Source organism: Paractinoplanes brasiliensis, assembly GCF_004362215.1.
GTDB classification, from domain to species: domain Bacteria; phylum Actinomycetota; class Actinomycetes; order Mycobacteriales; family Micromonosporaceae; genus Actinoplanes; species Actinoplanes brasiliensis.
Map to the genome: position 1 here is coordinate 3,672,036 of NZ_SNWR01000001.1, position 24,654 is coordinate 3,696,689.

A 24,654-nucleotide genomic window follows, 5' to 3' on the forward strand; every position below is an offset into this window, starting at 1 on the left:
TGGATTCAGCGCGTCCAGTCGTGTTTTACGGCTCTGATCAGGCGGTCCTTCAGTTCTCGGGTGTGGCGGCGGCTGACCGGCAGTTCGATGCCGTCGACCGAGACCACGTAGCCGGAACCGGTGAGGCGTAGCTCGGCGATCAGGCGGATCTGCACCAAATACGACCGGTGGATGCGGACGAAACCGGCGTCGGCCCAGCGCTCGGCCAGGGTGGCAAGGGAGACGCGGACCAGGTGGGAGGCGTCGGCGGTGTGCAGCCGCGCGTAGTCGCCCTGGGCCTCGACCCAGCGGACCGACGATCGGGGGAGCATGCGGGTCGTCCCGGCCAGCTCGACCGGGATCGTGGGTTCGTCAACCGGCTGGGCGAGGACGGCCGGCGCGGGGACCGGGCGGGTGCCGGCGACCCGGCGCAGCGACTCGCCCAGGCGTTCGGCCCGGACGGGTTTGCGGACGTAATCGGTGACGCCCAGGTCGAAGGCGTCCACGGCGCCGTCGTCGTACGCGGTGACGAAGACTATCGCCGGGGGACGGGCAAAACGGCGCAGGATGCGGGCCAGTTCCATGCCGTCGAGGCCGGGCATGCGGATGTCCAGGAACACCGCGTCGACCTCGGTGTCGCGCAGCACACGCAGGGCCTCGGTGGCGTCGCCGGCGCGGTGCACGTGGGCGACGCGGCCGTCGGCGTTGAGCAGGTAGGCGAGTTCGTCGAGGGCGGGTGGCTCGTCATCGACGGCGAGCACGACGAGGCTACTCATGCGCGGACCCCGGGGTGGAATTTCGGCACTCGCATGCTCACCTTCGTACCGGCTCCGGGCGCGGTCTCGACCACCAGGCCGAAGTGGTCGCCGAAGACCGACCGGAGTCGCTCGTCAACATTGGCCAGGCCGACGTGCTGGCCGTCGTCCGTCTCGGGCATGCCGGCGGCGAACACCGCCGGATCCATGCCGACCCCGTCGTCCTCCACGGTGATATGGCATTCGGCGCCGGCGTCCTGGGCTTCGATGCTCACCATACCGACGCCCGGCTTGCGCGACAGCCCGTGGCGGACGGCATTCTCGACCAGCGGCTGCAGGCAGAGGAAGGGCAGGCCGACCGGCAGCACCTCGGGGGCGATCTGCAGGCGTACCTGCAACCGGTCGCCGAACCGGGCGCGTTCGATGGTGAGGTAACGGTCGATCGAGCGCAATTCCTCGGCGAGCGTGGTGAAGTCGCCGTGGGCGCGGAACGAGTAGCGGGTGAACTCGGCGAACTCGAGGATCAGCTCGCGGGCCCGCTCCGGGTCGGTGCGCACGAACGAGCCGATCGCGGTGAGGGCGTTGTAGATGAAGTGCGGGCTGATCTGCGCCCGCAGCGCCCGCACCTCGGCCTTGGCCAGGCGTTCGCGCGACGAGTCGAGTTCGGCCAGCGCGAGTTGGGAACCGGCCCAGCGGGCGGCCTCCAGGGTGGCCTGCACGAGACCAGGGGCGGGCTGGTCGTCGGCCACCGCCACCAGCGCGGCCGCGGCCCGGCCCTCGTCGCGGCTGGCCAGCGGCGCGATCACGGCGCCGCGCACAACGCAGTCGACCCGGTCACAGGGCAGGTCGGCACCGGAGAGCACCACCGAGCGTTGCGAGTCGAGGGCCCGTACGGCGGCCGCGGTGAACTGGTCGCTGTGGTGGCTGCCGCGACCGTCGAAGGCCAGGCAGGTCTCCCCGTCGGTGATCGTCAGCCCGGCCGCGCCGACCAGTGTGCGCAGCGGGCGGGCGGCCTTGGCGGCGGTTCCGGGGCTGAGCCCGGCCCGCAGTGGCTCGGCGGCAAGGGCGGCCGTGTGCAGGACGTCATAGGTGGCGCGTTGCATGGCGGTGGCGATGCCGCGGCGGGCGCGCAGGCGGACGACGGCCACCACCGCGGCGGCCAACGCGGCGAGAACAGCCACTACCGCCAGCACATTGCCCACTTGTCCCGCCACGGAGCAGATAGTAGGCGCAGCTAGTAAGCGCCCTTGCGCTTGAGCACCACGAAGATCGTGCGCCAGAGGATGCCGAGGTCGTACGTGAGGGACCAGTTGTCGACGTAGTACAGGTCCAGGCGTACGGCCTCGTCCCACGACAGATCGGAGCGGCCGGACACCTGCCACAGGCCGGTGATGCCCGGGCGCACCAACAGCCGGCGCCGAACGTCGCCCAGGTAGTCGCCGTCGTCGGCGGGCAGGGGGCGCGGGCCGACCAGCGACATCTCGCCCTTGAGCACGTTGATCAGCTGGGGCAGCTCGTCGAGCGAGGTGGCCCGCAGCTTCGCCCCGAACGCGAAGATCCGAGGGTCGTTCTTCATCTTGAAGAGCATGCCGTCGGACTCGTTGAGCTCTTCCAGCGTGCGCTTGCGTTCCTCGGCGTCGACGTACATCGTCCGGAACTTCCACACCCGGAACGTGCGGCCCTCGTGGCCGACGCGGGGCTGGCGGAAGAAGACCGGGCCGGGGTCGGAGAGCTTGATGCCGATCGCGATGGCGACCAGGACCGGGCTGATCAGCAGCAGGCCGAGGCCGGCGGCGACCCGGTCGAGCAGGTTTTTCACCAGCCAGCCAGGGCCGGACAGGGTCGGTTCCTCGACGTGCAGCAGCGGCAGGCCCTCGATCGGGCGGATGTGCACCCGGGGACCCGCGATGTCGGTCAGCTGCGGCGCGACGACCAGGTCGACGCCTGTGCCCTCGAGCTGCCAGGCCAGCCGCCGCAATTCACCGGGCTCGGCGCTGGCCGAACCGCACACCGCGATCGTGTCGGCGCCGACCTCACGCACCAGCGAGAGCACGTCACGGGCGGCGTAGACCGGCACGGGCGTCTCGATGCCACGAGCGGCCGCGTAGCCGTCGGTGATGTGGATCGCGACCGGGATCAGGCCGGCCGCGGGGCTGCGGGTGACCGCGGTGTAGACCTCGAGGGCCTCGGGCAGGGTGCCGACCAGGACCATCCGGTGGGCGCCGTGGCCCGTCCGGCGGCGGGCGAAGTGCAGCACCTGGCGGGCGGCGACCCGGCCGACCAGCAGGAACGCCACCGCCATCAGCGAGACCGCGGCCACCGTGCCACGCGACAGCGGCGCCTTGGTGGCGAACGCGAGCAGCGAGACGCAGGCGACGATGGTCACCGAGGTGCGGACGACGCGCTTGAACTCCTCGCTGCCCAGGCCCAGATAGCGCCGGTCGTACGTGCCGTTGGCCCAGAGCAGGATCATCCAGCCGAGCGGCAGCACCACGTACGCGAAGAAGATGAACAGCTCTTCGTTGTGCAGGAAGAACAGGCTCTTGCCGTAGAAACCCGAACGCGACTTCTCGATGTACGTGGCGGCCAGGTGGCTGGCCAGGACGACCGAGATGAGATCGAGGAACAGCAGGACCAGGGTGTACGGGCGGTGCCAGCGCGAGAGGCGCTTGTGCTGCCGGTTCCACGCGGATCGGGGTACGCCGTTGCTCGGTGACGGCTGCTGCTGCCACTCGAAGCTGTCGTACGGCACGCGTTTGCTCCGGCTGCTGTCGGTAACCGGGCGATGCAGGCTAGCGGTCACCTCGCCTACGTCCTCCCGCATCCGGAAAAGATTACGCACCGCGACGGGTTCGCAGGAAAGCCGCGCCGCAGAAACGTGGGACCGGGCCACTATACCGATGGATCGGGCGGAAAGAAGCCGACCTTGTGCACGCTTTCGCAAGCATGTACGTAGCGTGACCGATACACCGCTATCGGATCAACTTGGACAGCCGTCGATCGGCCAGCGGCTTGCCACCGGTCTGGCACGTCGCGCAGTACTGCAGGCTCTTGTCGGCGAACGAGACCTCGCGCACCGTGTCGCCACAAACCGGGCAGGGCAATCCCGTACGAGCGTGAACGCGCAGCCCGGCCCGCTTTTCGCCCTTGAGTTCGGCCGCCTTCATGCCCACCGACCGGGCCACGGCGTCGGTTTCGACCTCGCGCATCGCCGCGAACAGGGTGTCGATCTGCTCGTCGGTGAGTTTCCCGGTGAGCGCGAACGGCGACATCTTCGCCACGTGCAGGATCTCGTCGGAGTACGCGTTGCCGATGCCGGCCAGCACTTCCTGGTCGACGAGCACGCCCTTGACCTGCCCGTTGCGGCCCTTGATGCGCTCGGCGAACTCGTCGCGCGAGACGGCCAGCGCGTCCGGGCCGAGCCGCGACACTCCCGGAACGGCGGCGGGATCCCGTACGAGGTAAGCCGCCAGCGACTTCTGGGTGCCGGCCTCGGTCAGGTCGAACCCGGAACCGTCGTCGAGCCGCACCCGGATGGCGATCGGCCCGCTGCCCGGCTTGAGCGGCGCGGGTGACTTGAAGGCCTCGCGATAGTGCAGCCACCCGGCCCGGGCCAGGTGGACGACGAGGTGCAGGTCGTCGCCCAGTCCCACGTCGAGGAACTTGCCGTGGCGGCCGGCCGAGGTGACGGCCAGCCCGGCGACGGCGGAGGCCGGTGGGTCGTACGTCTTCAGCGCGCTGAACGAGGACACCTCGAAGCGCTGCACGGTGTGGCCGACCGCGCGCTCGCGCAAGTAGGCCGCGAGCGCCTCGACCTCAGGAAGTTCGGGCACGACCTCAACGGTAGCGTCTCAGGGCGTGAAGGTCGTCGTTGCGCACAACCGGTATCGGGAAGCGATGCCGTCCGGCGAGAACGTCATCGTCGACACCGAGATCGCCCAGCTCCGCGAGGCCGGCGTCGAGGTGCTGCCGTTCCAGCGCAGCTCCGACTCGATCGGTGACCTGCCCCTGGCCGAGAAGGCGTTGCTGCCGCTCTCCCCGATCTACGGCCGTGCGGCCCAGCGCGACCTGGCCGAGCTGCTGACGGCCGAGCGTCCGGACGTGCTGCACCTGCACAACCCGTATCCGCTGCTCTCGCCCTGGGTGGTGCGCACGGCTCATGCGTACGGGGTGCCGGTGGTGCAGACCGTGCACAACTACCGTCAGGTCTGCTCGTCGGGTCTCTACTTCCGCGACGGGCACAACTGCCAGGACTGCCGGGGCAAGCTCGTGGGCTGGCCGGCGGTCAAGCACAAGTGTTACCGCGGCTCGGCGGCGCAGAGCGCGCTGATGGCGACCACGCTGGCCGTGCACCGCCCGACCTGGCGCTCGGTCGACCGGTTCGTCGCACTGACCGACCGGATCGCCGCCCACCTGCGCGACTACGGCATTCCCGACGACCGCATCGTGGTGAAGCCGAACGGGCTGCCCGACCCGGGTGAACCCACCCCGTCGGGGGACGGCTTCCTCTACGGCGCCCGGCTCTCGCCCGAGAAGGGGCTGGGCCTGCTGGTCGAGGCGTGGCGGCGGCATCCCGAGGGATCGCTGGGCACGCTGCGCATCGCGGGCGACGGGGAGCTGCGGCCGCTGGCCGAGCAGGTGGCCGCCGAGCGTACGGACGTGGAATATCTGGGCATCCTCGACCGCGAGGGGATGCGCAAGGTCCGTGACGCGTCGGCCGTGGTGATCGCGACGCCGACCTGGAACGACGTCCTGCCCACGGTGATCCTGGAGGCGATGGCCGCGGGCCGGCCGGTGCTGGGCACCGCGGTGGGCGGCATTCCGTACCTGGTCGGCGAGGACGCCGGGTGGGTCGTCGCGCCGGAGGCTGATGCGCTGGCCCCCGCCCTTGTGCGGGCCCGAGCCGAGGCCGCGGCCGTGGCGCCTGCCGCTCGAGCTCGCTACCAGCGGCTGTTCCACCCCGAGGTGCTCACCCCGAAGCTGATCGGGATCTATCAAGGTCTGCTCCGCGGATAGATCTTGCACCGCTCGGGGAATGCCGCTGGAGGTGAGCATCTCTCGAAGGAACGTTCTGCTCGGTGTGGGTGGCGCCGCTGTGACCGGCGTCGGCGGCTATGCGCTCGGCCGTGCCCGTGACCCCGTTCCCCCTTCGGCATCTCCTCCTCCTTCTCCTCCTCCGAAATATCGCTCTCGCCCCGATTTACGCGCCTTGCCCGACGTCACGATCACCGTGGCGGCCGACGGCACCGTCCCGGGCTCGATCTTTCTCACCCCGGCCTCCGGCGCCGGCCTGTGGGGCCCGCTCATCGTCGACGAGACGGGCTCGCCGGTCTGGTTCAAAAAGGTGCCCGACCCGGCCACCGTCGCGATCGACCTCAAGGCCCAGCGATATCGGAACAAACCCGTGCTGACCTGGTGGGAGGGGACCATCGGGGGCACCGGAGGGCAGGGCGTCGGCCAGGGTGAGTTCGTGATCGCCGACCAGTCGTACCGGGAGATCACCCGGGTCCGCGCGGCCGGCACCGAGCAGGCCGACCAGCACGACCTCGTGATCACGCCGCAGGACACGGCGCTCTTCTGGGTCTACGACCCCATCCCGTACGACCTGAGCCCGCTCGGCGGTCCGGTCGACGGCGTGCTGCACGACGGCGTGCTCCAGGAGATCGACATCGCGACCGGGAAGAAGCTCTTCGAGTGGCGGGCGAGTGATCACGTGACGCTCGACGAGTCGTACGCGCCGCGCCCGGTCGGAGAATCGGAACACCTCCCGTACGACTATTTCCACGCGAACTCGGTCGGCCTGGCCGCGGACGGCAGCATCATCATGTCGGCCCGGCACACGTGGGCCGTCTACAAGATCGATCGCAGGTCCGGCGCGGTGCGGTGGCGGCTCGGCGGCAAGAAGTCGGATTTCGAGGTCGACGAGCGGACCAGGTTCTCCTGGCAGCACGACTTCCGGCAGCGGCGCGACGGGTCGTACGGGCTGTTCGACAACGGCGCCGGGGTGACCAAGGAGAAGGAGTTCTCGCGCGGCCTGGTGTTCCGGGTCGACGAGACCGCGCGGAAGACGACGTTCGTGGCCGAGTTCCTGCACCCCGAGCGCCTGTCCGCGCCCACCCAGGGCAGCTTCCGGGAGCTGGCCGACGGCGGCTCGTTCGTCGGCTGGGGACAGATGCCGCACTTCACCGAGCACAACCCGGACGGCACCGTACGCCTCGCCGGGCACCTGCCGCTCGACAACCAGTCGTACCGCGCCTACAAGGCCGAATGGGCCGGCTCCCCGCTCGACCAACCCGCCCTGGGGCTGCGGGTCGAGGGCGGCAACGTGATCGTCTCGGCCAGCTGGAACGGCGCCACCTCGGTGTCGCGGTGGCGGGCGCGGTGGGGCACCCAGCCCGGCGCCCTCGCCGGTGGCCAGGTCGAGCAGGCCCGGACGGGCTTCGAGACAACCCTGACCGTGCCGGGAATGCCCGAGTACGTGGTGCTCGAGGCGCTGGCCGCCGACGGAAAGGTGCTGGGTGTCTCATCGGCGATCCCCGTACGCGTTTGACATCTCCGGCTAACGGTATTAGCTTTTAGCTAACAACATTAGCTAAGGGGAGTTTGTCATGACCGAGTTCCTGACCGTCGACGGCGGCACCATCGCCTACGAACTGACCGGCGCAGGGCCGCTGGTCGTCCTCGCCCACGGCATGGGCGACAGCCGCGACGCCTACCGGTTCGTCGTACCCCAGCTCGTGGCGGCCGGCTATCGCGTCGCCAACGTCGACATCCGCGGCAGCGGCGAGTCCAGCGCCGCGTGGCCTTCCTATTCCCGTACGGACATCGCCGGTGACCTCATCGCGGTGGTGCGCCACCTCGGCGGTCCCGCCGTGCTCGTCGGCCACTCGATCTCCGGCGGGGCCGTCACCATCGCCGCCGCGCAAGCGCCCGACCTGGTCGAGGGGATCGTCGAGCTGACCCCGTTCACCCGCGCCCAAGCCATCAAGCCGGCCGACATACGGGTCAAGTCGTACCGGAGCGGGATGACGCGGCTGCTGATGACGAACGTCCTGGGCAGCGTGAAATGGTGGCACCGCTACCTCGACGCGGCCTTCCCCGGTCGCAAACCCGCCGACTGGGACTCACAGTTACAGCGCAACGCCACGTCACTGGCCGAACCCGGACGCATGAAAGCGCTGCAGAAAATGGGCCGCACCACACCGGCCGACGCCGCGGCGCAGCTGGCCAACGTACGCTGCCCCGTCCTGATCGTCGAAGGCTCGCTCGACCCCGACTGGGCCGACCCGCGCGCCGAAGGCGAGGCGATCGTCGCCGAGCTCCCCACAGGCCTGGGCAAACTCGAAGTGATCGAGGGGGCGGGTCACTACCCGCACACGCAGTACCCGGAGGAGACCGTCGCGGTGCTGCTTCCCTTCCTCAAGGCGTACGCCCGTGCCTAGGGCCGGCCTCGACCCGGCGGCCGTGACGCTGGCCGCCGCAGGCCTGGCCGACGAGGTGGGCCTGCACAACGTGACCATGGGCACGCTGGCCCAACGGCTGGGGGTGCGGGCGCCGTCGCTCTACAAACACATCGACTCACAGGCCGACCTCAACCGGCGCATCGCCCTGCTGGCCGCCGAGGAACTCGCCGACACGCTGCGCGAGGCCCTGCAAGGACGCGCCGGCCGTGACGCGCTCGCCGCGGCAGCCCACGCCATGCGCGCCTACTTCGTCGACCACCCCGGCCGCTACGCGGCGACTGTCCGGCTCGGCGTGACCGGGCCGGACGACCCGCTCGCGCTGGCCGGGGGCCGGGTATTCAACTCCTTGGCGGCGGTGCTGTCCGGCTACAACATCGACCCGGCCGACACCGTGCACGCCTTGCGGTTGCTGCGCAGCTTGTTCCACGGGTTCGCCACCATCGAGGCCCAGGGCGGCTTCGAGATGGACACCGACATCAACGAGTCCTTCGAGTGGCTCATCGACTTCATCGACCGGGGCCTTCAAAGCCCCAAATAGTTACGCAACTCAGGATGATCTGCGTTGCGCCTACCTTGGCCAGTATGGCGGCGGATTCCGGCGCGGGTCCACGATCGTGTAACGCTGACGCGTGGGGTCAATCCCCGTAATCGCGATCAACCGTTGGCCGTCCGCGTTGGCCAACTCCGCGACCACATCCGGCATCGCCGCTACCAGCGACGCGACCGCAGTGGCCAGGCCGCGCAAACCCGGGTGGCGCTGCCTGTAGGACACCCGGTGCATGCCGGTTTTCTTTACCGCCCTGCATTCGTCCGGGTCCGACATCTGAGCGGCATCATTTGTGACCACCACGTCGTAGCCGGCCCGCTTTGCGTCCTGGTAGAGCACCAGATCCTTCTTGCCGGCCCACTTGATCTCCTGGACGTGGTCGACGTCATGCCCTCGGAGCACGTGGCGCAACAGAGCTACTACCGGCCGCGGGACATCCTCATCAAGCAGAATCCGCATCAGGCTGCCGTGCGCCCCGCAGCACGATCAACGTAGTCAGCGAACGACACCGCATCACGGGCCGCCTCAGCGCTCACGCCGGGGTAGTACTCCTTGATCTCGGCAGGAGAAACCCCGTCACGGACCAGACCGGCAACGAGGTCATATCCCACCCGCGTGCCTGCGACCACCGGATAGCCTCGCCGCACCGCGGGGTTGACAGAGAGCTTCGGGCGAGGATGGGCAAGGTTCGGCACCTCGATGCTGTCGAGGGGGAACGACCGCAGCACGTCACCGAGCGCGAGCACAGTCAGTTGGTGTCCCGGCCTCTCGACCAGTTCAACGGCGCCCTCACCACTGCTCTGTACCAGAGCGATCCCGCGCCTGCCCTGCGTGACAAACCGATACTTCGAGAGATGCTCGGTCTCGCCAATGTCACGCAGGCTGTTCATTGCCTTGCGGATGGTCTGAAGCGGCCGAGACTCACGCAGGTACACGAACGTCCGCAGGGCGATCAGATCACGGAAGGAGTACAGCAGCGGTCGAGTGGCTGACACCTCAGGAACCAGCAGCTCCTCCCGGCGCCAGTAGTCCAACTGGCTACGAGTGGCACCGGACAGCGCGGAGGCGATGCGCGGTTCGTAGGCCATGGAAACAGGGTGTCACATTCACGTGTGTTCAAGACAGTTGCGCATGTCGGCAACTCTCCCGTGGCCTCAGAACCGGCTTCGTCAAGCGGGCGTCAGCAGGCAGAACTCGTTGCCCTCGGGGTCGCGCAGCACCTGCCAGTGGACGTTGGGGTCGTTCAGCTCGACGGGGGTTGCGCCGAGCTTCTGCAAGCGGGCCGCCTCCGAAGGCAGGTCGTCACCCTTGTAGGGGCGGATGTCGAGGTGCACCCGGTTCCACACCGTCTTCTTGTCCGGCACGCGGATGAACTCCAGGTACGGCCCCACCCCCTGCGAGGACCGTAACGAAGCAGCCTCAGCGTTCACCGCATGCACCGTCCAGTCCATGGCCTGCCCCCAGAAGTCGGCCAGCACCTGAGGGTTCGCGCAGTCGACCACCACGGCGGCGATGGGGCCTGTGTCCATGTACTCGGTCCGCGGCTCCAGGACGCAGAACTCGTTGCCCTCAGGGTCGGCCATCACCACGAACGGCACGTCCCCCTGGCCGATGTCCACCAACCCGGCTCCGAGGGATTGCAGGCGGGACACCTGGGCGGCCTGGTCGGCGAGTGAGGTCGAGGCCAGGTCGATGTGCACGCGGTTCTTGACCGTCTTGGGCTCAGGCGACGCGACCAGGTCGATGCAGACAGCAGTCGGGTCCGGATAGGAGAAGCCCACCGGTTCGAGGTTGGCCACGCCGGGCGCCTCACTGTCGAGGCCCCAACCGAGCGCGTCGGCCCAGAAGCGGCCCAGGGCGGCGTCGTCGTGGGCCTTCATGTTGATCTGCACGAGCCGGGTTGCCATGTGACCGATCTAAGCAGGCCGCAGCAGGACTCGGGGGCCTGTCCCCTCCGCGGCCAGGGCGTCGTCGGGGTTGATGAGTTTGCAGCGGTGCAGGGAGAGGCATCCGCAGCCGATGCAGCCGGACAGGTCGTCTCGCAGGCGCTGCATGAGGGTGATCTTCTCTTCCAGGCGGTGGCGCCAGCGGTCGGACAGGCGGGCCCAGTCGGCGCGGGTGGGCGTACGGTTCTCGGGCAGTTCGGCCAGGGCCGCGCGGATCTCGTCGAGGGAGACGCCGACTTGCTGGGCGATCCGGATGAAGGCGACTCGCCGCAGTTCGGCCCGTTCGTACCGGCGCTGGTTGCCGCTCGTACGGGTGGAACGGATCAGGCCTTCGCGCTCGTAGTAGCGCAGAGCGGACGGCGCGACCCCGCTGCGGGCCGCGAAGTCACCGATGCTCAGCGTCTCCAAAGCAGCTCCTTGAGTTGAAGTGAGCTTTAAGTTGCACTCTATCGCCATGACAGCGACAGCAGTGCACACCGACCGGCTGGGCCCCCTGCTGCACCGCATCACGGGGGACGAGAAACACGCACCGAGCGCCCATTCGACGCTGGACGTGCTGTGGGTGCTCTACGACCGGGTGTTGCGGATCACGCCGGAGACCGTCGACGCGCCCGACCGCGACCGCTTCCTGCTCTCCAAGGGGCACGGGCCGGCCGCCTACTACGCCGTTCTGGCCGCCAAGGGGTTCTTTCCCGAGTCGTGGCTCGACGACCTCGCCGGGTGGGACAGCCCGCTCGGCCATCACCCCGATCGCGTCACCGTTCCGGGTGTCGAGGTCGGCACCGGGTCACTCGGTCACGGTCTCGGGCTCGGCGTCGGCATGGCGCTCGGCCTGAGGGCCCAAGGCTTTGCCCGTACGCGGGTCTTCGTGCTCGTCGGGGACGCCGAGCTCGACGAGGGCTCCAACCACGAGGCCATCGCGTACGCCGCCGCGACGTGCCTGCCGATCACGGCGATCGTCATCGACAACCAGTCGTCGACGCACGGCTGGCCGGGTGGGATCGCCGCTCGGTTCCCGGGGTGGGACGTCGCAATTGTCGACGGACGTGACCGGAACAAGCTGGAACGGGTGCTGAGCCCGCGCCACGACCGTCCCAACCTGGTCGTCGCCACCGTCGAACGTAAGGGGAGCTGAGCCATGATGCGGGAAACGTTCGTCGCGGCCACGACCGCGCTGCTCGACGAGGATCCGCGGACGGCGCTGGTGCTGGCCGACATCTCCGCCGAGGCATTCGCTCCGGCGCGGCGCAGGCATCCCGACCGGGTGCTCAACGTGGGCATCCGGGAGCAGCTGATGACGGGCGTGGCGGGCGGCCTGGCGCTCACCGGGCTGCGGCCGTACGTGCACTCCTACGCACCCTTCGCGGTCGACCGGGCGTACGAGCAATTGAAGTTGGACCTTGGACATCAGGACGCGGGCGCCGTGGTGGTGACGATCGGCGGCTCCTACGACGGGTCGGCCGAGGGCTACACGCACCAGTCGCCCGGCGACGTCGCGCTGCTCGGCACGCTCGACGGCTGGACCGTGCACGTGCCCGGGCACCACGACGAGGTGCCGGCGATGCTCCGCGAGGCGGCCCGGCACGACGACCGGGTCTACGTACGGCTGAGCGTGCAGGAGAACAGCCAGGCCTACCCGGACGGCGGTCGGCTGCGCGTGCTGCGCCGGGGTGGTCCGCTGGTGGTGGCGGTGGGGCCGATGCTCGATCCGGTGCTGGAGGCCACGGCGGGGCTCGACGTCACGGTGGCGTACACGAACACGCCGCGCCCGCTCGACGCCGACGGCCTGCGGGCGCTGACCGAGGGCGAGGTCGTCATGGTGGAGCCGTACCTTGCCGGCACCTCGGCCGCCGCGGTGAGCAGCGCGCTTGAGGGCCGGCCGCACAGGGTGACGCACCTGGGGGTCGGGCGCACCGAGATCCGGCGGTACGGCAGCTGGCAGGACCACGCGCGGGCCCACGGCCTGGACGCCGCCGGCCTGCGGAAGTCGATCGTGGACTTCCTCGGGTGACGGACCTTACGCGGCGAGCGCATGCCGGGCGTGGAAGACCTGGCGCAGCCGCGCGTCCATGGTCCACACCGCCTCCGGGTTGGTCAGCCGCACCCGGAAGCGCTCGCGCACCCCGTCCACCGCCGTCGCCGCGATCTCGCACGTCGAGCGCGACACCTCCGGGCTCCACGAGACGTTGCTCAGGTGGCGCAGGTTGGCGTTGAGGTGCAGCCGCAACCGGTGCAGCACCCTGGTCTCCTGCGTCACCACGAGCCGCCGATGCGTCAGCACCAGCATGAACTCGCCCGACAGCGGGGCCTCGGGGCGCTGGCACCGGCCGACCAGCACGGTGGTCTCGTCCGGCTCGACGCAGCGGCGGAAAACGGGCATGTGCCGGCTGACGGTCGGGATGGCGACACCGGCCTCGGCCGCGGCGGGAAGGAACGTACGGGAGAACACGTCCATGTGGCGTTCAACGGTGACCGGACGAACAAGTCGCTGCCACCGGCCGATGAATGTCGAATTACAGAGCCTCGACAATTGTTGCGTTCGCCATGCCGGCGCCCTCACACATGGTCTGCAGGCCATACCTGATGCCGGACTGTCGCATGTGGTGCAGCATCGTCGTCATGATGCGCGCGCCCGACGCCCCGAGCGGGTGACCCAGCGCGATGGCGCCGCCGCGCGGGTTCATCCGTGCGCGGTCGGCGCCGGTCTCGGCCAGCCAGGCCAGCGGCACCGGGGCGAACGCCTCGTTCACCTCGTACACGCCCAGGTCGTCGATCTTCAGCCCGGCTCGGGCGAGCACCTTGGCCGTGGCCGGGATCGGCGCGGTCAGCACGATCACCGGGTCATCGGCGGCGATCACCGCGGCGTGCACCCGGGCCAGCGGGCGCAGGCCGTGCTCGGCGGCCCACTCCGACGTCGTGACAGCCAGCGCCGAGGCGCCGTCGGAGATCTGTGAGGCCGTGCCGGCGGTGATCCGCCCGTCCTCACGGAACGGTGTCCTGAGGCCGGCCAGCTTCTCGAGCGTGGTGTCGCGGCGGATGCCCTCGTCCTGTTTCACCCCGGCCAGCGGCTCGATCTCGGCGTCGAACTCGCCGGCGTCCTGGGCTCGCGCTGCGGCGGCATGGCTGGAGAGCGCGTACTCCTCCAGCTGGGCGCGGGAGAAACCCCACCGCTCGGCCATCATCTCGGCGCCGATGCCCTGATCGAACGAGTCCACGCCGAATCGGGTCCGGAGCGTTTCCCCGTACGGGTCGGCGCCCTGCCCGCTCGAACCCATCGGCACCCGGGTCATCGACTCGACGCCGCCCGCCACGACCAGGTCGGCCTGCCCCGAGATCACGGTGGCCGCCGCGAAGTGCAGCGCCTGCTGGCTGGAGCCGCACTGCCGGTCGATGGTCGTGCCCGGCACCGCCTCGGGCCAGCCCGCCGCCAGCACCGCGTTGCGCCCGATGTTCCACGACTGCTCGGCCACCTGCGAGACGCAACCCCACATCACGTCGTCGACGTCGGCCGGGTCGAAGCCCGTACGCTCCGACAGCGCCCGCAGCACGTGCGCCGACAGATCGACCGGGTGCACTGCGGCCAGGCCACCGCCGCGCCGGCCGATCGGGGTCCGTACCGCTCCGACGATCACAGCATCACGCATGACTCGACGGTAGCCCGGACTGCCATAGTGGTGACATGCAGTGGCGCATCAAGCCCGTTCTTCCGGTCAGCAAACTCATCGGCGCGGTCGCTGTCGGCGTACTGGCCGTCGCTTTCGCCGGTATTGACCCGGTTCGGTGGATTCTGACGGGGGTGCTTGTGGCGGCCCTGCTGCTGTGGGCGCTGCGTGACCTGCTGCGGCCGGTGCGTCTGGCCGCCGACGCCGAGGGGGTGACGGTGGTGACGGGTTTCCTGGGCCGACGCCGCCTCGGCTGGGACCAGATCGAGCGCGTACGGGTTGACCGCCGCACTCATCGAGGCCTGCGCAGCGAGTTCCTCGAGCTGGACGCGGGGGACGCGATCTACCTGTTCAGCGCGAACGACCTGGGCGACCTGCCCGAAGACGTGGCCGCCGCGCTGGCCGACCTGCGGGTCGCGAGCTAGCCGACAAGCACCATGGTGCGCATGATCGCGGCGATCAGCAGCGCCACGAACACGGCCGCACAGCCGGCCGCCTGGATCTGACTACGGTGCTTGGTGGGGGCGTACGCGAGAATGAAGGCCACCATCCCGCCGATCACCAGGCCGCCGATGTGCCCCGCGACCGAGATGTTGGGGACGCTGAACGTGAACAGCAGGTTGATCACGAGCAGCGGGATGAGCTGGCTGATGTCCAGCCGCAGCCTCCGGTTGACCACGATCATCGCCAGGACCAGGCCGAAGATCGAGGTCGAGGCGCCCGCGGCCGGGGCGTTGGGGACGGTGAAGACGTACGCCGCGACGTTGCCGCCGATGCCCGCGAGCAGATAGAGCGCGGCGAACCGCAGCGGTCCCAGCTTCTCTTCCAGATAACGGCCCAGCTGCCAGAGCAACATCATGTTGAGCAGCAGGTGCAGCACGCCGTAGTGCACGAACATCGCGGTGACCAGGCGATACCACTCGCCGGCGGCAATGCCGTGGGGCTCCCCGCCGATCACGTACGGCGCGTAACCCAGCACCGACGCCCAGCGGGTGACGTCGGTCTGGCCGCCCATCAGGCCGAACCAGCCGCCCGCGCCGGCGATCGCCCGGGGGCCGCCCACGACGGCCGACAGCACCATCACGGCCACGTTGATCCCGATCAGGGCGCGGGTCACGTAACCCGCCTGACCGAGGCGGCTGCCGCCGAACGCCGTACGGGCCTGGCGCTGGGTGCGCTTGCCCTCGGCCACGCACTCGGGGCACTGGTGACCGACCGACGCCTCGTTCATGCAAGCGGGGCAGATCGGCCGGTCACACCGCGTGCACCGGACGTAGGTCTCCCGGGACGGATGGCGGTAGCAGACCGGGACCGTCGAGGGAGCCTCACTCATGCGTCAAAGGTACTTCAGTGAGAATTATCCAGGGCGGTGGATCTGGCCGTCGCCGGCTGCGGCAAGTCGGTGGTCGCCGTATGCCCTGAACAACTCTCAGTCCTGAACGCGCTCGATCTCCACGCGCTCGATCACGACGTCCTCGCGCGGACGGTCGCCCGGACCGGTCGGCGTGTTGGCGATCGAGTCGACGACCTTGGCCGACTGCTCGTCCGCGACCTGGCCGAAAATGGTGTGGCGACGGTTCAGGTGCGGGGTCGGGCCGACCGTGATGAAGAACTGCGAGCCGTTGGTGCCCGGGCCCGCGTTCGCCATGGCGAGCAGGTACGGACGGTCGAACTGCAGCTCCGGGTGGAACTCGTCGGCGAACTGGAAGCCCGGTCCGCCGCGGCCGGTGCCCGTCGGGTCACCCATCTGGACCATGAAACCGGCGATGACGCGGTGCGAGATCGTGCCGTCGTAGTACGGCCCCGAGCCCTTCTGACCGGTGCGCGGGTCGGTGTAGTCCTTCGTGCCCTCAGCGAGCTCCACGAAGTTGCGCACAGTCGCCGGGGCGTGATCCGGGAACAGCTGCAGCCGGATCGGGCCATGGTTGGTGTGCAGGATGGCGTAAAGCTTCTCGGCCACGGGTACTCCTGTCTGTGTCACGGTCGCCCCGTGGCGTACCTCGGCGGGGCGATTGGACAGTTCCTTGCAGTTCGGATCCTCCCCCATGTGCCTGAAGCGGCAGCGAGGGGGTACCGAAACAGGGCACCATGCATGGCAAAGACATAGGAGGTGGGCACTGGTGATCACGACTATGCGCCGCAAGAGCCGCGGCCGGCGGATGAAGAACGAGCTCGGACAGGGCGTTGACCACTTCAAGCGCGCGGCTTCGCTCGCGGCGCAGGAGACCAGCGCGACGGTCGGACCGACGCTGAGCGCCGCGGTCGACCGGGTGCAGCCGGCCGCGGTCAAGGCCAAGGATGTGGCGTCGAGCGGCTGGGGCAGCGCGGTGGCGACGATCACTCCGCTGGTGGCGGCGGCGGGCGAGAGCGCCCGCAAGACGAGCGAGCTCAGCGGGCGCAAGGCCAAGAAGGCCGCCAAGCAGAACAAGAAGGCGGCCAAGACGCTGCAGAAGCGGGCCGACAAGGCGGTCGGCCGGGAGCGTGGCGGCCGGGGCAAGAAGCTGCTCGGCTTCGCGCTGCTGGGCACCGCGATCGGCATCGCCGCCGCGTACGCCGCCAAGCGCCGCCAGGCCGCGCAGTGGGACGAGTACGACCCGGCCGCGCCGATCACAACCGCTCAGACCGGCGCCGACGACGCCGCGTTCGAGCCCGAGGTCACCGAGAAGGAGATCCCGCAGGCGTACAGCTCGCAGAACGGAACCTCGCCGAACACCCCTCGGTAGAGCCGTGCTCGCCCGATCGGGCGGGTTGCCCATCGGTGACCCGCCCGTTTGTGGCGCCTACAACCAGCCGCTGCGGCGGAACACCCGATAGAGCAGCACCGACGCGACCAGGATGACCGTCCACCACGCGGGATAGCCGTACTGCCAGCGCAGCTCGGGCATGAAGGAGAAGTTCATGCCGTAGATGCCGGCCCCCGCTGTCCAGACGGTCGCGATGGCCGCCCACGCGGCGATCTTGCGCATGTCGTTGTTCTGGTCGACCGTGACCTGCGCGAGCCGGGCCTGCAGGATCGAGTTGAGCAGATCGTCGAAGGACGAGACCTGTTCCACCGTACGGGTCAGATGGTCCTGCACGTCCCGGAAGTACCGGCCGATCCGCTTCGGCACGATCGACACCACCATGCCCAGCGGACGCTGCAGCGGCACCACGGCCCGCCGGAACTCGACCAGCTCACGCTTCATCTGATAGATCGCCGGGATCGGGCTCGCGTGATCGCGTGAGAACACGCCCTCCTCGATCAGGTCGAGGTCGGCCTCGACCCGGTCGGCCACCGCCACGTAGTGGTCGACCACCCGGTCGGTCACCGCGTACGCCACCGCCCACGGGCCCTGCTCGATCAGGTCGGCCCGCTGCGACTCCAGGTCGGCCCGGACTGAGCCCAGCTCCGAGGCGTCGCCGTGGCGGACCGTGATGACGAACTGCTCGCCGACGAAAACCATCATCTGCCCGGTCTCGACCACCTGCGACGTCTCGGTGATCTCGCCGTGCGGCACGTACCGGGCGGTGCGCATGACCAGGAAGTGCACCGAGCCGAACTGCTCCAGCTTGGGCCGCTGCTCGGCCTTGACCGCGTCCTCGACAGCCAGCTCGTGCAACCCGTACGTACGGGCGATCGCGCTCATCTCCTCCAGGCCCGGCTCGTGCAGGCCGAGCCAGACGAACGCGTCGTCACGCTCGCGCGCCGCGCCCAGCGCCTCGTCCGGGGAGAGCCGGCCCGGCAGGCGCTGACCGGCGACGTAGACAGCGCAGTCGACGACCGCGCTGCCCTCCCGGCGCCTTGAGTTCCGGTCGTCGTGGCCGTCGGCCGTGCCGAGGATCCGGTTCATCGCGCGGACCGGGGCGGTGAAGGCCCGCGACAACGGCCGGGTCCGAGAACGATCGCTCACGATGACCTCCCCACTCGGACGACACAAACCGACCGAGGCTACGCCCGGCGGGCTCTTCCCGTACCCACCGGGCGTCCGGTCATCGCTGCCCGATCAGCCGCGTACCTCTTCGATGGCCTCGGCCAAGCGGCGTACGCCCTCGTCGATCTGCTCGACGGTGACGGCCGAGTAGGCCAGGCGGACCGAGCTGTGGCCGCCCTCGAGCAGGAAGTCGCTGCCCTTGACGATGGCCACACCCTTCTTCATCGCCGCCGGGAAAAGCTTGTCGACGTTGACGTCCGAGGGCAGGTCGACCCAGAGGAAGTAGCCGCCGTCGGGCTCGGTGAAGGTGGCGCCGGGGATGTGCTTGCGCAGCGACTCGCCCAGCACGCGGGCCCGCTCGCCGAGGGCGGCGCTGACCGTCGCGACCGAGCGCTCGATGTCGCCCGAGACGCAGAACTGGTGCACGATCGCCTCGGACACCATGCCGGGCGAGATGTAGAGGTTGGTGGCCTTCTTGGCGATCGCGTCGATCAGCGCTGCCGGGCCGACCAGGTAGCCCACGCGGACACCCGGGCACACCGTCTTGGTGAAGCTGGAGGCGTGCACGACGAGGTTTTCGGCGCCGTTGATCGATACAGCCTGCGAGAGCATCGAGGGCAGGGCGTCGCCGCGGAACCGGATGTCCACGTACGGGTCGTCCTCGAAGATGGTGAATTCGTACTGTGCGGCCAGCGCGAGCAGGGCCTGGCGCTTTTCGACCGACAGCGTGATGCCGGCCGGGTTCTGGTAGTTCGGGATGATGTGGGCGAGCTTGGGGCGAACGCCCGACTCGAGAAGCGTGCGCAGCTCGTCGACGTCGATGCCGTCGCTCTGCAACGTGACCTGGTGCACCTTGGCGCCCAGGTTCTGCAGGCTCAGCAGCGTACGGTCGTAGGTCGGCTTCTCCACCACGACGTCGTCGCCCGGCTGCACGAGGTGGTTGAACAGGAAGGCGTCGGCCTGCAGAGAGCCGTTCGTCACAATGACCTGATCGGGCGAGACGCCGTGCTTCTCGGCGATCCACTTGCGCAGCGGGACGTAGCCGACGGACGTGCCGTACGCGGTCACACCAGCGGGATCGGCGTCAAAGGCGCGCGCGGCGGCGGCCTTGAGGCCCTCGACGTCGATGATGTCCAGCGACGGAGCGCCCCGGGCGAAAGAGATCAGCTGCTCAGCGGTCATGCCGTCAAGCTTACGAGCCGCGTCCGCCGAATTTTTCTCCGCCTCGCACCGTCCGAGCCATGAGACTCCACCGGCTATTCTCCTGGGGTTCACCAGATAGAGGGAGAAACTCCGATGATCGGTCTGATACTCGCCGCCGGCGCCGGACGCAGGCTTCGTCCGTACACGGACACCCTGCCCAAGGCGCTCGTCCCGGTCGACGGTGAGACGACGATCATGGACATTTCGCTGCGCAACCTGGCCGCCGCCGGGCTCACCGACGTGACGATCGTGGTCGGCTACCGCGCCGAGGCCGTCGAGCAGCGCCAGGCCGCCTTCGAGTCGAAATACGGCGTCAAGATCTCGCTCGTGCACAACGACAAGGCCGAGGAGTGGAACAACGCGTACTCCCTCTGGCTCGCCCGCGACCACTTCGCGCAGGGCGTGTTGATGGTCAACGGCGACACGGTGCACCCGATCAGCGTCGAGGAGACCCTGCTGGCCCAGCGCGGCCCGAGCATCCTGCTCGCCATCGACGACGTGAAGAAGCTCGCCGACGAAGAGATGAAGACGACCTTCGGCGACGACGGGCGGCTGACCCGGATCACCAAGCTGATGGACCCGTCCGACGCCTTCGGCGAATACATCGGCGCCAACATCATCGAGGGTTCGATCGCCGGCGAGCTGGCCGACGCCCTCAAGGCGACGTGGGAACGCGACCCGAACCTCTACTACGAGGACGGTTTCCAGGAATTCGCGAACCGCGGCGGCGAGGTCCGTGCCGCCACCATCGGCGAGGTCGACTGGGTCGAGGTCGACAACCACGACGACCTGGCCAAGGCGCGGGACATCGCATGCCTCTACTAGCCCGGAGCGTTCAGGCCCCGCTGCACATCCACGTGCGCCGCGGCGCCATCGCCGACCTGGGCCGCCTCCTCGCCGACGGACGCATCTCGGCCGGCGGCGACGTTGCCGTGGTCGTCGGGCCCGGGCTGGGCGAGCGGGTTGTCGAGCTGATCCGGCCCTCGCTGCAGTCGGCCGACGTGTTCACCACCACCGGAGGCACCCTCGACGCCGCCCTCGAGCTGGCCGACAAGCTGCGCTCCCGGCAGTACGACGCGGTCGTCGGCATCGGCGGCGGCACCACGGTCGACACCGCCAAATACGCGGCCAACCGCTGGGGCCTGCCGATGATCTCGGTCGCCACCAGCCTGGCCAACGACGGCATCGCCTCCCCCGTGGCCAGCCTGATCAACGAGGGCGTCAAGGGCTCGTACGGGGTGCACATCCCGTTCGGCGTGATCGTCGACCTGGACTTCGTCGAAACCGGCCCCGACCGGGTCAACCGGGGCGGCATCGGCGACACGATCAGCAACATCAGCGCGCTCGCCGACTGGGAACTGGCCCGCGAGATTCGCGGCGAGCCGGTCGACGGCCTGGCCGCGTCGCTGGCCCGCATGGGCGCCGAAGCGGTGCTGACCATGCCGGGCGACCTCGAGGACGACGCGTTCGTGACGGTGCTGGCCGAGGCCCTGATCTCCAGCGGCCTGGCCATGGCGATCTGCGGCAGCAGCCGCCCGGCCAGCGGCGGCTGCCACGAGATCATGCACGCCGTCGACTCGCTCTACCCCGGCACGGCCTCCCACGGCGAGCTGGCCGGCCTGGGCGCCCTGTTCTGCACGTTCCTGCGCGGCGACGAGCGGCGCTTCGCCCAGATGTCCGACTGCCTGCTGCGCCACAGCCTGCCCCGCACCCCGTCGGACGTCGGCCTGACCAGCGAACAGTTCGTCGAGGCGGTCCACTTCGCGCCGCGGACCCGCCCCGACCGCTACACGATCCTGGAACACCTCGCCATGACCCCCGACGAGATCAGCAGAAAGCTGGCTTCCTATGTCGCAGCCGTCGCCGCCCGCTGACTCCGGCTCCGCCCCCACCGCAGCCGACTACTACGCCGTCAACCGCGGCGGCGGCCTCTTCAGCGAGGCGCTCAGCCAGCGACTGGGCGCGCAGGTCGCGGTGCACGCCCACAAACACCGCCTCGCCCCCACCGTGCTGACCGTGCTCAACCTGGGCCTCGGCGGCCTCGTCTCGATCGTCGTGATCGCCGCCGCCGAACCCATCGCCGACGGCCGCGTCTGGGCCTGGCCGATCGGTTTGCTGGCCCTGCTCGGCTGGCAGGTCGCCTACGCCTTCGACTGCGCCGACGGCCAGCTCGCCAGGGTCACCGGCCAGACCAGCCTCGCCGGCGCCCGCCTCGACGTCCTCTGCGACGTGGCCGTCCAGATCTCCCTGGTGGCCGCCCTGGCCGCGACGGCCGAGGCCCAGGTGCCCGACACCCCCGCCTGGCTGCTGGCCGCCTTCGCGGGCACGTGGATGGTCAACCTGGTCACCTCGGTCATGCAAACCGGCGACAAGGCCGCCAGCATGGTGACCAGCCGCTCCTTCCCCGTCCGCCTGATCAAACTGGTCCGCGACTACGGCGCGGTGATCGCTCTGGCCGGGCTCGTGCTGACCGTCGCCCCACAGTGGACGATCTGGTTCGTGGGCTTGTTCACGCTGGTCAACGCGGCCTTCCTGGCCGCCAGCGTCATGTTCTCAGCCCGCGAGGCCCTCCACTCCTGACGGCGGCGTCGCGCTCAGCCATCCCATGAACCGAAGATTCGTCGGCATCTCCCCGCACATAGCGAAGTCGTCGAACGCCTCCCGGTGACTGTTGGCTACGAGTGCTGTCCACCGAGCCCATGAGGCGTTGGGGAAACGCCTGCGCGACGTCCGGGGGTGACGCTGGACCGACCGACCGAGGACTCGCTGTCCTCGCCGATTGGCACAGCCCCAAGGTGTCCAAGATTGAATGCGGCAGACAGAGGCCCGCGTCGGCTTCGTACGTCATGCCCTCCAACCAATTCATCATGTTCGACAATGGCTGGTGCACGTGGAAGCGGTGCCGGCCGAGATCGCTGTTCCTCAGCCGCGAGAGATCGAGCTCCACTCTCGTTCGTTCGCGGCCTGGCGGTGCACGGCGTCGAAGCCCGGCCCGTGATCGTCGGGTGAACTGGACAGTCTCGACACCACATTGCCGCTCGATCGTGCGGAGGGCGTGGGATTCGAACCCACGAAGAGTTTCCCCTTACCGGTTTTCAAGACCGGCGCCATCGGCCACTAGGCGAGCCCTCCCGATGTTGCTGTCCCAGTGTGCCAGATCCGGGCCCGCAGCCATGACACAGGCCATGACGGAACTTTGTTCACGACCCTGAAAAGGGGTCTGAGCTGCTGAAACAAAGGATCAGTAACTGTTATAGGCGGTTGACACGGCATCGATGGATGTGGTTACAGTTCACGGCCTTTACCTTTTCCGGCCTAGGCCCCCCACCTCCGGCAAAGGAGTCCCCACCCATGTCCATCCCCAGGAAGATCGGGTGCGTGGCAGCAGCCGCACTCGTCTCTACGACCGTCCTTGTGGCGTCCGCCGCCGAAGCCGCCGGCGAGTCCGTGAACGTGTATCTGACCACCACCAGTGACAGCGGCGGACGTATCGTCACGCGCGGTTTGCAGCAGCAGTCGCCGGTGGCGTTCGGCAGCGGCGGCGGCTCGGCCAACCAGACGATCACGGTCAACGAGAACGTCACCTATCAGCAGTTCGAGGGCGCCGGCGCGTCGATCACGGACACCGCGGCGTTCAACATCCGGAGCACCACCGCCGCCACGCAGAACGATGTGATGACCAAGCTGTTCAGCCCCACCGCCGGCATCGGGGTGAGCGCGATCCGCAACGTCATCGGCTCGTCGGATCTGGCGCAGAACAACTTCTCGTACGACAACACGTGCTGCGACGTCAACGACTTCTCCCTCGCGCGGGATGCCGATGTCATGGCGCTCACGAAGCAGGCGGTGGCCCTCAACCCGTACGGCTTCGTGATGGCCTCGCCGTGGACGGCGCCGCCGTGGATGAAGGACAACAACGCGTACAGCCAGGGTTATCTGCAGGCGCAGTACTACAAGACGTACGCGCAGTACTTCGTGAAATACATCCAGGGCTACCAGTCCCAGGGCGTCCCGATCCGCTATGTCACCTCGCAGAACGAGCCGGGGTGCTGCCCGGGTTACCCGTCGATGCAATGGCCCGTTTCGGGTCTGCAGTCGTTCGCGAAGAACGACCTCATGCCGGCTTTGCAGGCGGCTGGGCTGAACACGAAGCTCCTCATCGGAGACTGGAACTTCGACACGTACGACCAGTGGGTGGCCCCGCTCGTGGCGGACTCCGCGATCCGCAACCACCCGAATTTCGGGGGCATCGCGTGGCACGACTACGGCGGCAACCCGTCGACCGCGAGCACCGTGCGCAACCAGTATCCGAACGTCAACATGTACATGACCGAGCATTCCGGCGGCACCTGGGTCAGCAACCAGCACGCCGAGGACATGGGCGACCTCATCGAGTATTTCCGGAACTGGGGCCGCGCCTGGACGAAGTGGTCGCTGGCGGTGGACCAGAACATGGGCCCGCACAACGGCGGCTGCGGCACCTGCACCGGCCTGATCACCGTGCAGCGCGGCGGCAGCCGTAACGGACAGGTCGACTACACCGTCGAGTACTACACGATGGGGCACCTGACGAAATTCGTGAGGCCGGGAGCCGTACGGATCGACTCGAGCGCCAACGCCACGGTTCCCAACGTCGCGTTCCGCAACAGCGACGGTTCGAAGGCCCTGATCGCGTACAACACCACCACAGGCACCCAGTCGGTCAGGGTGAATTGGGGTGGGCAGTCGTTCGTCCACAACCTTCCCGCCCGTACGTCGGTCACGTTCACCTGGAACGGCGCGCAATCGGGCGGCGGCGCCAGGACCGGCACCATCACCGGGCTGGGCAGCAAGTGCCTCGACGTCACCGACGGGTCGACCGCGAACGGGAATCAACCGCGGCTGTGGGACTGCACGCCGGGCAACACCAACCAGCAGTGGACGATCGGCGCCGACGGCACGATTCGTGGTCTGGGCAAGTGCCTCGACGTGGCGAGCAACTCGACGGCCGACGGCGCGGTGGTGCACCTGTGGGACTGCGTCGACGCGGTCGCCAGTCAGAAGTGGACGGTCACCGCGGCCCGCGACCTCGTCAACAATGCCTCCGGTAAATGCCTGGACGTGAAGGACAACAACACCGCCAACGGCGCGAAACTGCAGTTGTGGAGTTGCACCGGTGGCGCGAACCAGAAGTGGACGACGCCGTGAC

The 24,654-nt window shown here is 69.0% G+C and carries 26 protein-coding genes and 1 tRNA gene; 12 read left to right on the forward strand and 15 right to left on the reverse strand.

Annotated elements, in window-relative coordinates; translation table 11 throughout:
• Positions 1–5: 5 nt before the first annotated feature.
• The 4 genes from C8E87_RS16420 to C8E87_RS16435 form a co-directional block, all read right to left on the reverse strand.
• The gene (locus tag C8E87_RS16420; protein WP_133873911.1) at positions 6–755 is read right to left on the reverse strand and encodes a LytR/AlgR family response regulator transcription factor; all 750 of its coding nucleotides are present in this window, start codon (positions 753–755) and stop codon (positions 6–8) included.
• On the reverse strand, positions 752–1,957 hold the full coding sequence (locus C8E87_RS16425; RefSeq protein WP_133876867.1) for a sensor histidine kinase: 1,206 nt from the start codon (positions 1,955–1,957) through the stop codon (positions 752–754). Before C8E87_RS16425 ends, C8E87_RS16420 begins: the two co-directional genes overlap by 4 nt.
• 11 nt (positions 1,958–1,968) lie before the next feature.
• Complete coding sequence (locus C8E87_RS16430; protein ID WP_133873912.1) at positions 1,969–3,558, reverse strand: sugar transferase; 1,590 nt, start codon at positions 3,556–3,558, stop codon at positions 1,969–1,971.
• Positions 3,559–3,706: 148 nt separating this feature from the next.
• On the reverse strand, positions 3,707–4,567 hold the full coding sequence (locus C8E87_RS16435; protein ID WP_133873913.1) for an Fpg/Nei family DNA glycosylase: 861 nt from the start codon (positions 4,565–4,567) through the stop codon (positions 3,707–3,709).
• A gap of 25 nt (positions 4,568–4,592) precedes the next feature.
• On the opposite strand from C8E87_RS16435, the gene C8E87_RS16440 reads away from it, so the two are divergent.
• The 4 genes from C8E87_RS16440 to C8E87_RS16455 all read left to right on the forward strand — a co-directional run bounded on the left by C8E87_RS16440 (position 4,593) and on the right by C8E87_RS16455 (position 8,735).
• Positions 4,593–5,750, forward strand: a complete 1,158-nt coding sequence (locus C8E87_RS16440) for a glycosyltransferase family 4 protein (protein WP_133873914.1) — start codon at positions 4,593–4,595, stop codon at positions 5,748–5,750.
• 193 nt (positions 5,751–5,943) lie between these two features.
• Positions 5,944–7,284, forward strand: coding sequence for an arylsulfotransferase family protein (locus tag C8E87_RS16445; RefSeq protein ID WP_239080222.1), 1,341 nt, complete (start codon positions 5,944–5,946; stop codon positions 7,282–7,284).
• A 58-nt stretch (positions 7,285–7,342) separates the two neighbouring features.
• Entirely contained in the window at positions 7,343–8,176 is an 834-nt protein-coding gene (locus tag C8E87_RS16450; protein WP_133873916.1) for an alpha/beta fold hydrolase, read from the forward strand.
• The gene (locus C8E87_RS16455; protein ID WP_133873917.1) at positions 8,169–8,735 is read left to right on the forward strand and encodes a TetR/AcrR family transcriptional regulator; all 567 of its coding nucleotides are present in this window, start codon (positions 8,169–8,171) and stop codon (positions 8,733–8,735) included. The genes C8E87_RS16450 and C8E87_RS16455 overlap by 8 nt, the downstream gene beginning before the upstream one ends.
• A gap of 30 nt (positions 8,736–8,765) precedes the next feature.
• On the opposite strand, the gene C8E87_RS16460 is transcribed toward C8E87_RS16455, so the two are convergent.
• From C8E87_RS16460 to soxR, 4 genes are all read right to left on the reverse strand, one after another.
• Positions 8,766–9,203 (reverse strand): DUF5615 family PIN-like protein, encoded by a 438-nt coding sequence (locus C8E87_RS16460; RefSeq protein ID WP_133873918.1) that lies wholly within the window; start codon positions 9,201–9,203, stop codon positions 8,766–8,768.
• Positions 9,203–9,832 carry a DUF433 domain-containing protein gene (locus C8E87_RS16465; RefSeq protein WP_133873919.1) on the reverse strand — a complete coding sequence of 210 codons (630 nt, stop codon included), beginning with the start codon at positions 9,830–9,832 and terminating at the stop codon, positions 9,203–9,205. Before C8E87_RS16465 ends, C8E87_RS16460 begins: the two co-directional genes overlap by 1 nt.
• A gap of 81 nt (positions 9,833–9,913) precedes the next feature.
• The gene (locus C8E87_RS16470) at positions 9,914–10,651 is read right to left on the reverse strand and encodes a VOC family protein (protein ID WP_133873920.1); all 738 of its coding nucleotides are present in this window, start codon (positions 10,649–10,651) and stop codon (positions 9,914–9,916) included.
• A 9-nt stretch (positions 10,652–10,660) separates the two neighbouring features.
• Positions 10,661–11,098, reverse strand: coding sequence for a redox-sensitive transcriptional activator SoxR (gene soxR / locus C8E87_RS16475; protein ID WP_275409070.1), 438 nt, complete (start codon positions 11,096–11,098; stop codon positions 10,661–10,663).
• 46 nt (positions 11,099–11,144) lie between these two features.
• On the opposite strand from soxR, the gene C8E87_RS16480 reads away from it, so the two are divergent.
• Together C8E87_RS16480 and C8E87_RS16485 are read left to right on the forward strand one after the other, a co-directional pair.
• On the forward strand, positions 11,145–11,825 hold the full coding sequence (locus C8E87_RS16480) for a thiamine pyrophosphate-binding protein (RefSeq protein WP_133873922.1): 681 nt from the start codon (positions 11,145–11,147) through the stop codon (positions 11,823–11,825).
• A gap of 6 nt (positions 11,826–11,831) precedes the next feature.
• Complete coding sequence (locus C8E87_RS16485) at positions 11,832–12,701, forward strand: transketolase family protein (protein WP_133876868.1); 870 nt, start codon at positions 11,832–11,834, stop codon at positions 12,699–12,701.
• Between the two features lie 6 nt (positions 12,702–12,707).
• Here the strand turns inward: C8E87_RS16485 and C8E87_RS16490 are convergent, their stop codons facing one another.
• Together C8E87_RS16490 and C8E87_RS16495 are read right to left on the reverse strand one after the other, a co-directional pair.
• Positions 12,708–13,145 (reverse strand): hypothetical protein, encoded by a 438-nt coding sequence (locus C8E87_RS16490; protein ID WP_133873923.1) that lies wholly within the window; start codon positions 13,143–13,145, stop codon positions 12,708–12,710.
• Positions 13,146–13,203: 58 nt separating this feature from the next.
• Complete coding sequence (locus tag C8E87_RS16495) at positions 13,204–14,334, reverse strand: acetyl-CoA C-acyltransferase (RefSeq protein ID WP_133873924.1); 1,131 nt, start codon at positions 14,332–14,334, stop codon at positions 13,204–13,206.
• A gap of 35 nt (positions 14,335–14,369) precedes the next feature.
• On the opposite strand from C8E87_RS16495, the gene C8E87_RS16500 reads away from it, so the two are divergent.
• The gene (locus C8E87_RS16500) at positions 14,370–14,777 is read left to right on the forward strand and encodes a PH domain-containing protein (RefSeq protein WP_133873925.1); all 408 of its coding nucleotides are present in this window, start codon (positions 14,370–14,372) and stop codon (positions 14,775–14,777) included.
• On the opposite strand, the gene C8E87_RS16505 is transcribed toward C8E87_RS16500, so the two are convergent.
• A complete protein-coding gene (locus C8E87_RS16505; protein ID WP_133873926.1) occupies positions 14,774–15,685 on the reverse strand; it encodes a rhomboid family intramembrane serine protease in 912 nt (303 codons plus the stop codon). The genes C8E87_RS16500 and C8E87_RS16505 overlap by 4 nt on opposite strands.
• A 96-nt stretch (positions 15,686–15,781) precedes the next feature.
• Positions 15,782–16,312, reverse strand: a complete 531-nt coding sequence (locus C8E87_RS16510) for a peptidylprolyl isomerase (protein ID WP_133873927.1) — start codon at positions 16,310–16,312, stop codon at positions 15,782–15,784.
• Between the two features lie 160 nt (positions 16,313–16,472).
• Here C8E87_RS16510 and C8E87_RS16515 point away from each other — a divergent pair, with 160 nt between their 5' ends.
• The gene (locus tag C8E87_RS16515) at positions 16,473–17,075 is read left to right on the forward strand and encodes a hypothetical protein (protein WP_239080221.1); all 603 of its coding nucleotides are present in this window, start codon (positions 16,473–16,475) and stop codon (positions 17,073–17,075) included.
• 57 nt (positions 17,076–17,132) lie between these two features.
• Here the strand turns inward: C8E87_RS16515 and C8E87_RS16520 are convergent, their stop codons facing one another.
• Both C8E87_RS16520 and C8E87_RS16525 read right to left on the reverse strand, forming a co-directional pair.
• Positions 17,133–18,182: a magnesium and cobalt transport protein CorA gene (locus C8E87_RS16520; RefSeq protein WP_133876870.1), complete on the reverse strand. Its 1,050-nt coding sequence runs from the start codon at positions 18,180–18,182 to the stop codon at positions 17,133–17,135.
• Between the two features lie 153 nt (positions 18,183–18,335).
• Positions 18,336–19,445, reverse strand: coding sequence for an aminotransferase-like domain-containing protein (locus tag C8E87_RS16525; RefSeq protein ID WP_133873928.1), 1,110 nt, complete (start codon positions 19,443–19,445; stop codon positions 18,336–18,338).
• 114 nt (positions 19,446–19,559) lie between these two features.
• Between C8E87_RS16525 and C8E87_RS16530 the strand changes: the two genes are divergently transcribed.
• Genes C8E87_RS16530 through C8E87_RS16540 form a run of 3 tightly spaced genes read left to right on the forward strand, consistent with a single transcriptional unit; the run spans position 19,560 to position 22,046 of the window.
• Positions 19,560–20,291 carry a phosphocholine cytidylyltransferase family protein gene (locus C8E87_RS16530; protein WP_133873929.1) on the forward strand — a complete coding sequence of 244 codons (732 nt, stop codon included), beginning with the start codon at positions 19,560–19,562 and terminating at the stop codon, positions 20,289–20,291.
• Entirely contained in the window at positions 20,279–21,340 is a 1,062-nt protein-coding gene (locus C8E87_RS16535; RefSeq protein WP_133873930.1) for an iron-containing alcohol dehydrogenase family protein, read from the forward strand. Before C8E87_RS16530 ends, C8E87_RS16535 begins: the two co-directional genes overlap by 13 nt.
• Positions 21,315–22,046 carry a CDP-alcohol phosphatidyltransferase family protein gene (locus C8E87_RS16540; RefSeq protein WP_133873931.1) on the forward strand — a complete coding sequence of 244 codons (732 nt, stop codon included), beginning with the start codon at positions 21,315–21,317 and terminating at the stop codon, positions 22,044–22,046. The genes C8E87_RS16535 and C8E87_RS16540 overlap by 26 nt, the downstream gene beginning before the upstream one ends.
• 467 nt (positions 22,047–22,513) lie before the next feature.
• On the opposite strand, the gene C8E87_RS16545 is transcribed toward C8E87_RS16540, so the two are convergent.
• A tRNA-Ser gene (locus tag C8E87_RS16545) sits at positions 22,514–22,598 on the reverse strand.
• A gap of 219 nt (positions 22,599–22,817) precedes the next feature.
• On the opposite strand from C8E87_RS16545, the gene C8E87_RS16550 reads away from it, so the two are divergent.
• A complete protein-coding gene (locus C8E87_RS16550; RefSeq protein WP_133873932.1) occupies positions 22,818–24,653 on the forward strand; it encodes a ricin-type beta-trefoil lectin domain protein in 1,836 nt (611 codons plus the stop codon).
• Position 24,654: the final 1 nt, after the last annotated feature.

Excerpts from the sequence above, each read along its gene's own strand:
- C8E87_RS16490 (WP_133873923.1), bottom strand. The coding sequence starts at position 13,145 with ATGGACGTGTTCTCCCGTACGTTCCTTCCCGCCGCGGCCGAGGCCGGT.
- C8E87_RS16525 (WP_133873928.1), bottom strand. The coding sequence starts at position 19,445 with ATGACCGCTGAGCAGCTGATCTCTTTCGCCCGGGGCGCTCCGTCGCTG.
- C8E87_RS16550 (WP_133873932.1), top strand. The coding sequence starts at position 22,818 with ATGTCCATCCCCAGGAAGATCGGGTGCGTGGCAGCAGCCGCACTCGTC.
- C8E87_RS16420 (WP_133873911.1), bottom strand. The coding sequence starts at position 755 with ATGAGTAGCCTCGTCGTGCTCGCCGTCGATGACGAGCCACCCGCCCTC.
- C8E87_RS16500 (WP_133873925.1), top strand. The coding sequence starts at position 14,370 with ATGCAGTGGCGCATCAAGCCCGTTCTTCCGGTCAGCAAACTCATCGGC.
- C8E87_RS16520 (WP_133876870.1), bottom strand. The coding sequence starts at position 18,182 with ATGAACCGGATCCTCGGCACGGCCGACGGCCACGACGACCGGAACTCA.
- C8E87_RS16535 (WP_133873930.1), top strand. The coding sequence starts at position 20,279 with ATGCCTCTACTAGCCCGGAGCGTTCAGGCCCCGCTGCACATCCACGTG.
- C8E87_RS16450 (WP_133873916.1), top strand. The coding sequence starts at position 7,343 with ATGACCGAGTTCCTGACCGTCGACGGCGGCACCATCGCCTACGAACTG.
- C8E87_RS16485 (WP_133876868.1), top strand. The coding sequence starts at position 11,832 with ATGCGGGAAACGTTCGTCGCGGCCACGACCGCGCTGCTCGACGAGGAT.
- C8E87_RS16530 (WP_133873929.1), top strand. The coding sequence starts at position 19,560 with ATGATCGGTCTGATACTCGCCGCCGGCGCCGGACGCAGGCTTCGTCCG.
- C8E87_RS16470 (WP_133873920.1), bottom strand. The coding sequence starts at position 10,651 with ATGGCAACCCGGCTCGTGCAGATCAACATGAAGGCCCACGACGACGCC.
- C8E87_RS16465 (WP_133873919.1), bottom strand. The coding sequence starts at position 9,832 with ATGGCCTACGAACCGCGCATCGCCTCCGCGCTGTCCGGTGCCACTCGT.
- C8E87_RS16495 (WP_133873924.1), bottom strand. The coding sequence starts at position 14,334 with ATGCGTGATGCTGTGATCGTCGGAGCGGTACGGACCCCGATCGGCCGG.
- C8E87_RS16480 (WP_133873922.1), top strand. The coding sequence starts at position 11,145 with ATGACAGCGACAGCAGTGCACACCGACCGGCTGGGCCCCCTGCTGCAC.
- C8E87_RS16460 (WP_133873918.1), bottom strand. The coding sequence starts at position 9,203 with ATGCGGATTCTGCTTGATGAGGATGTCCCGCGGCCGGTAGTAGCTCTG.
- C8E87_RS16505 (WP_133873926.1), bottom strand. The coding sequence starts at position 15,685 with ATGAGTGAGGCTCCCTCGACGGTCCCGGTCTGCTACCGCCATCCGTCC.
- C8E87_RS16540 (WP_133873931.1), top strand. The coding sequence starts at position 21,315 with ATGTCGCAGCCGTCGCCGCCCGCTGACTCCGGCTCCGCCCCCACCGCA.
- C8E87_RS16430 (WP_133873912.1), bottom strand. The coding sequence starts at position 3,558 with ATGCGGGAGGACGTAGGCGAGGTGACCGCTAGCCTGCATCGCCCGGTT.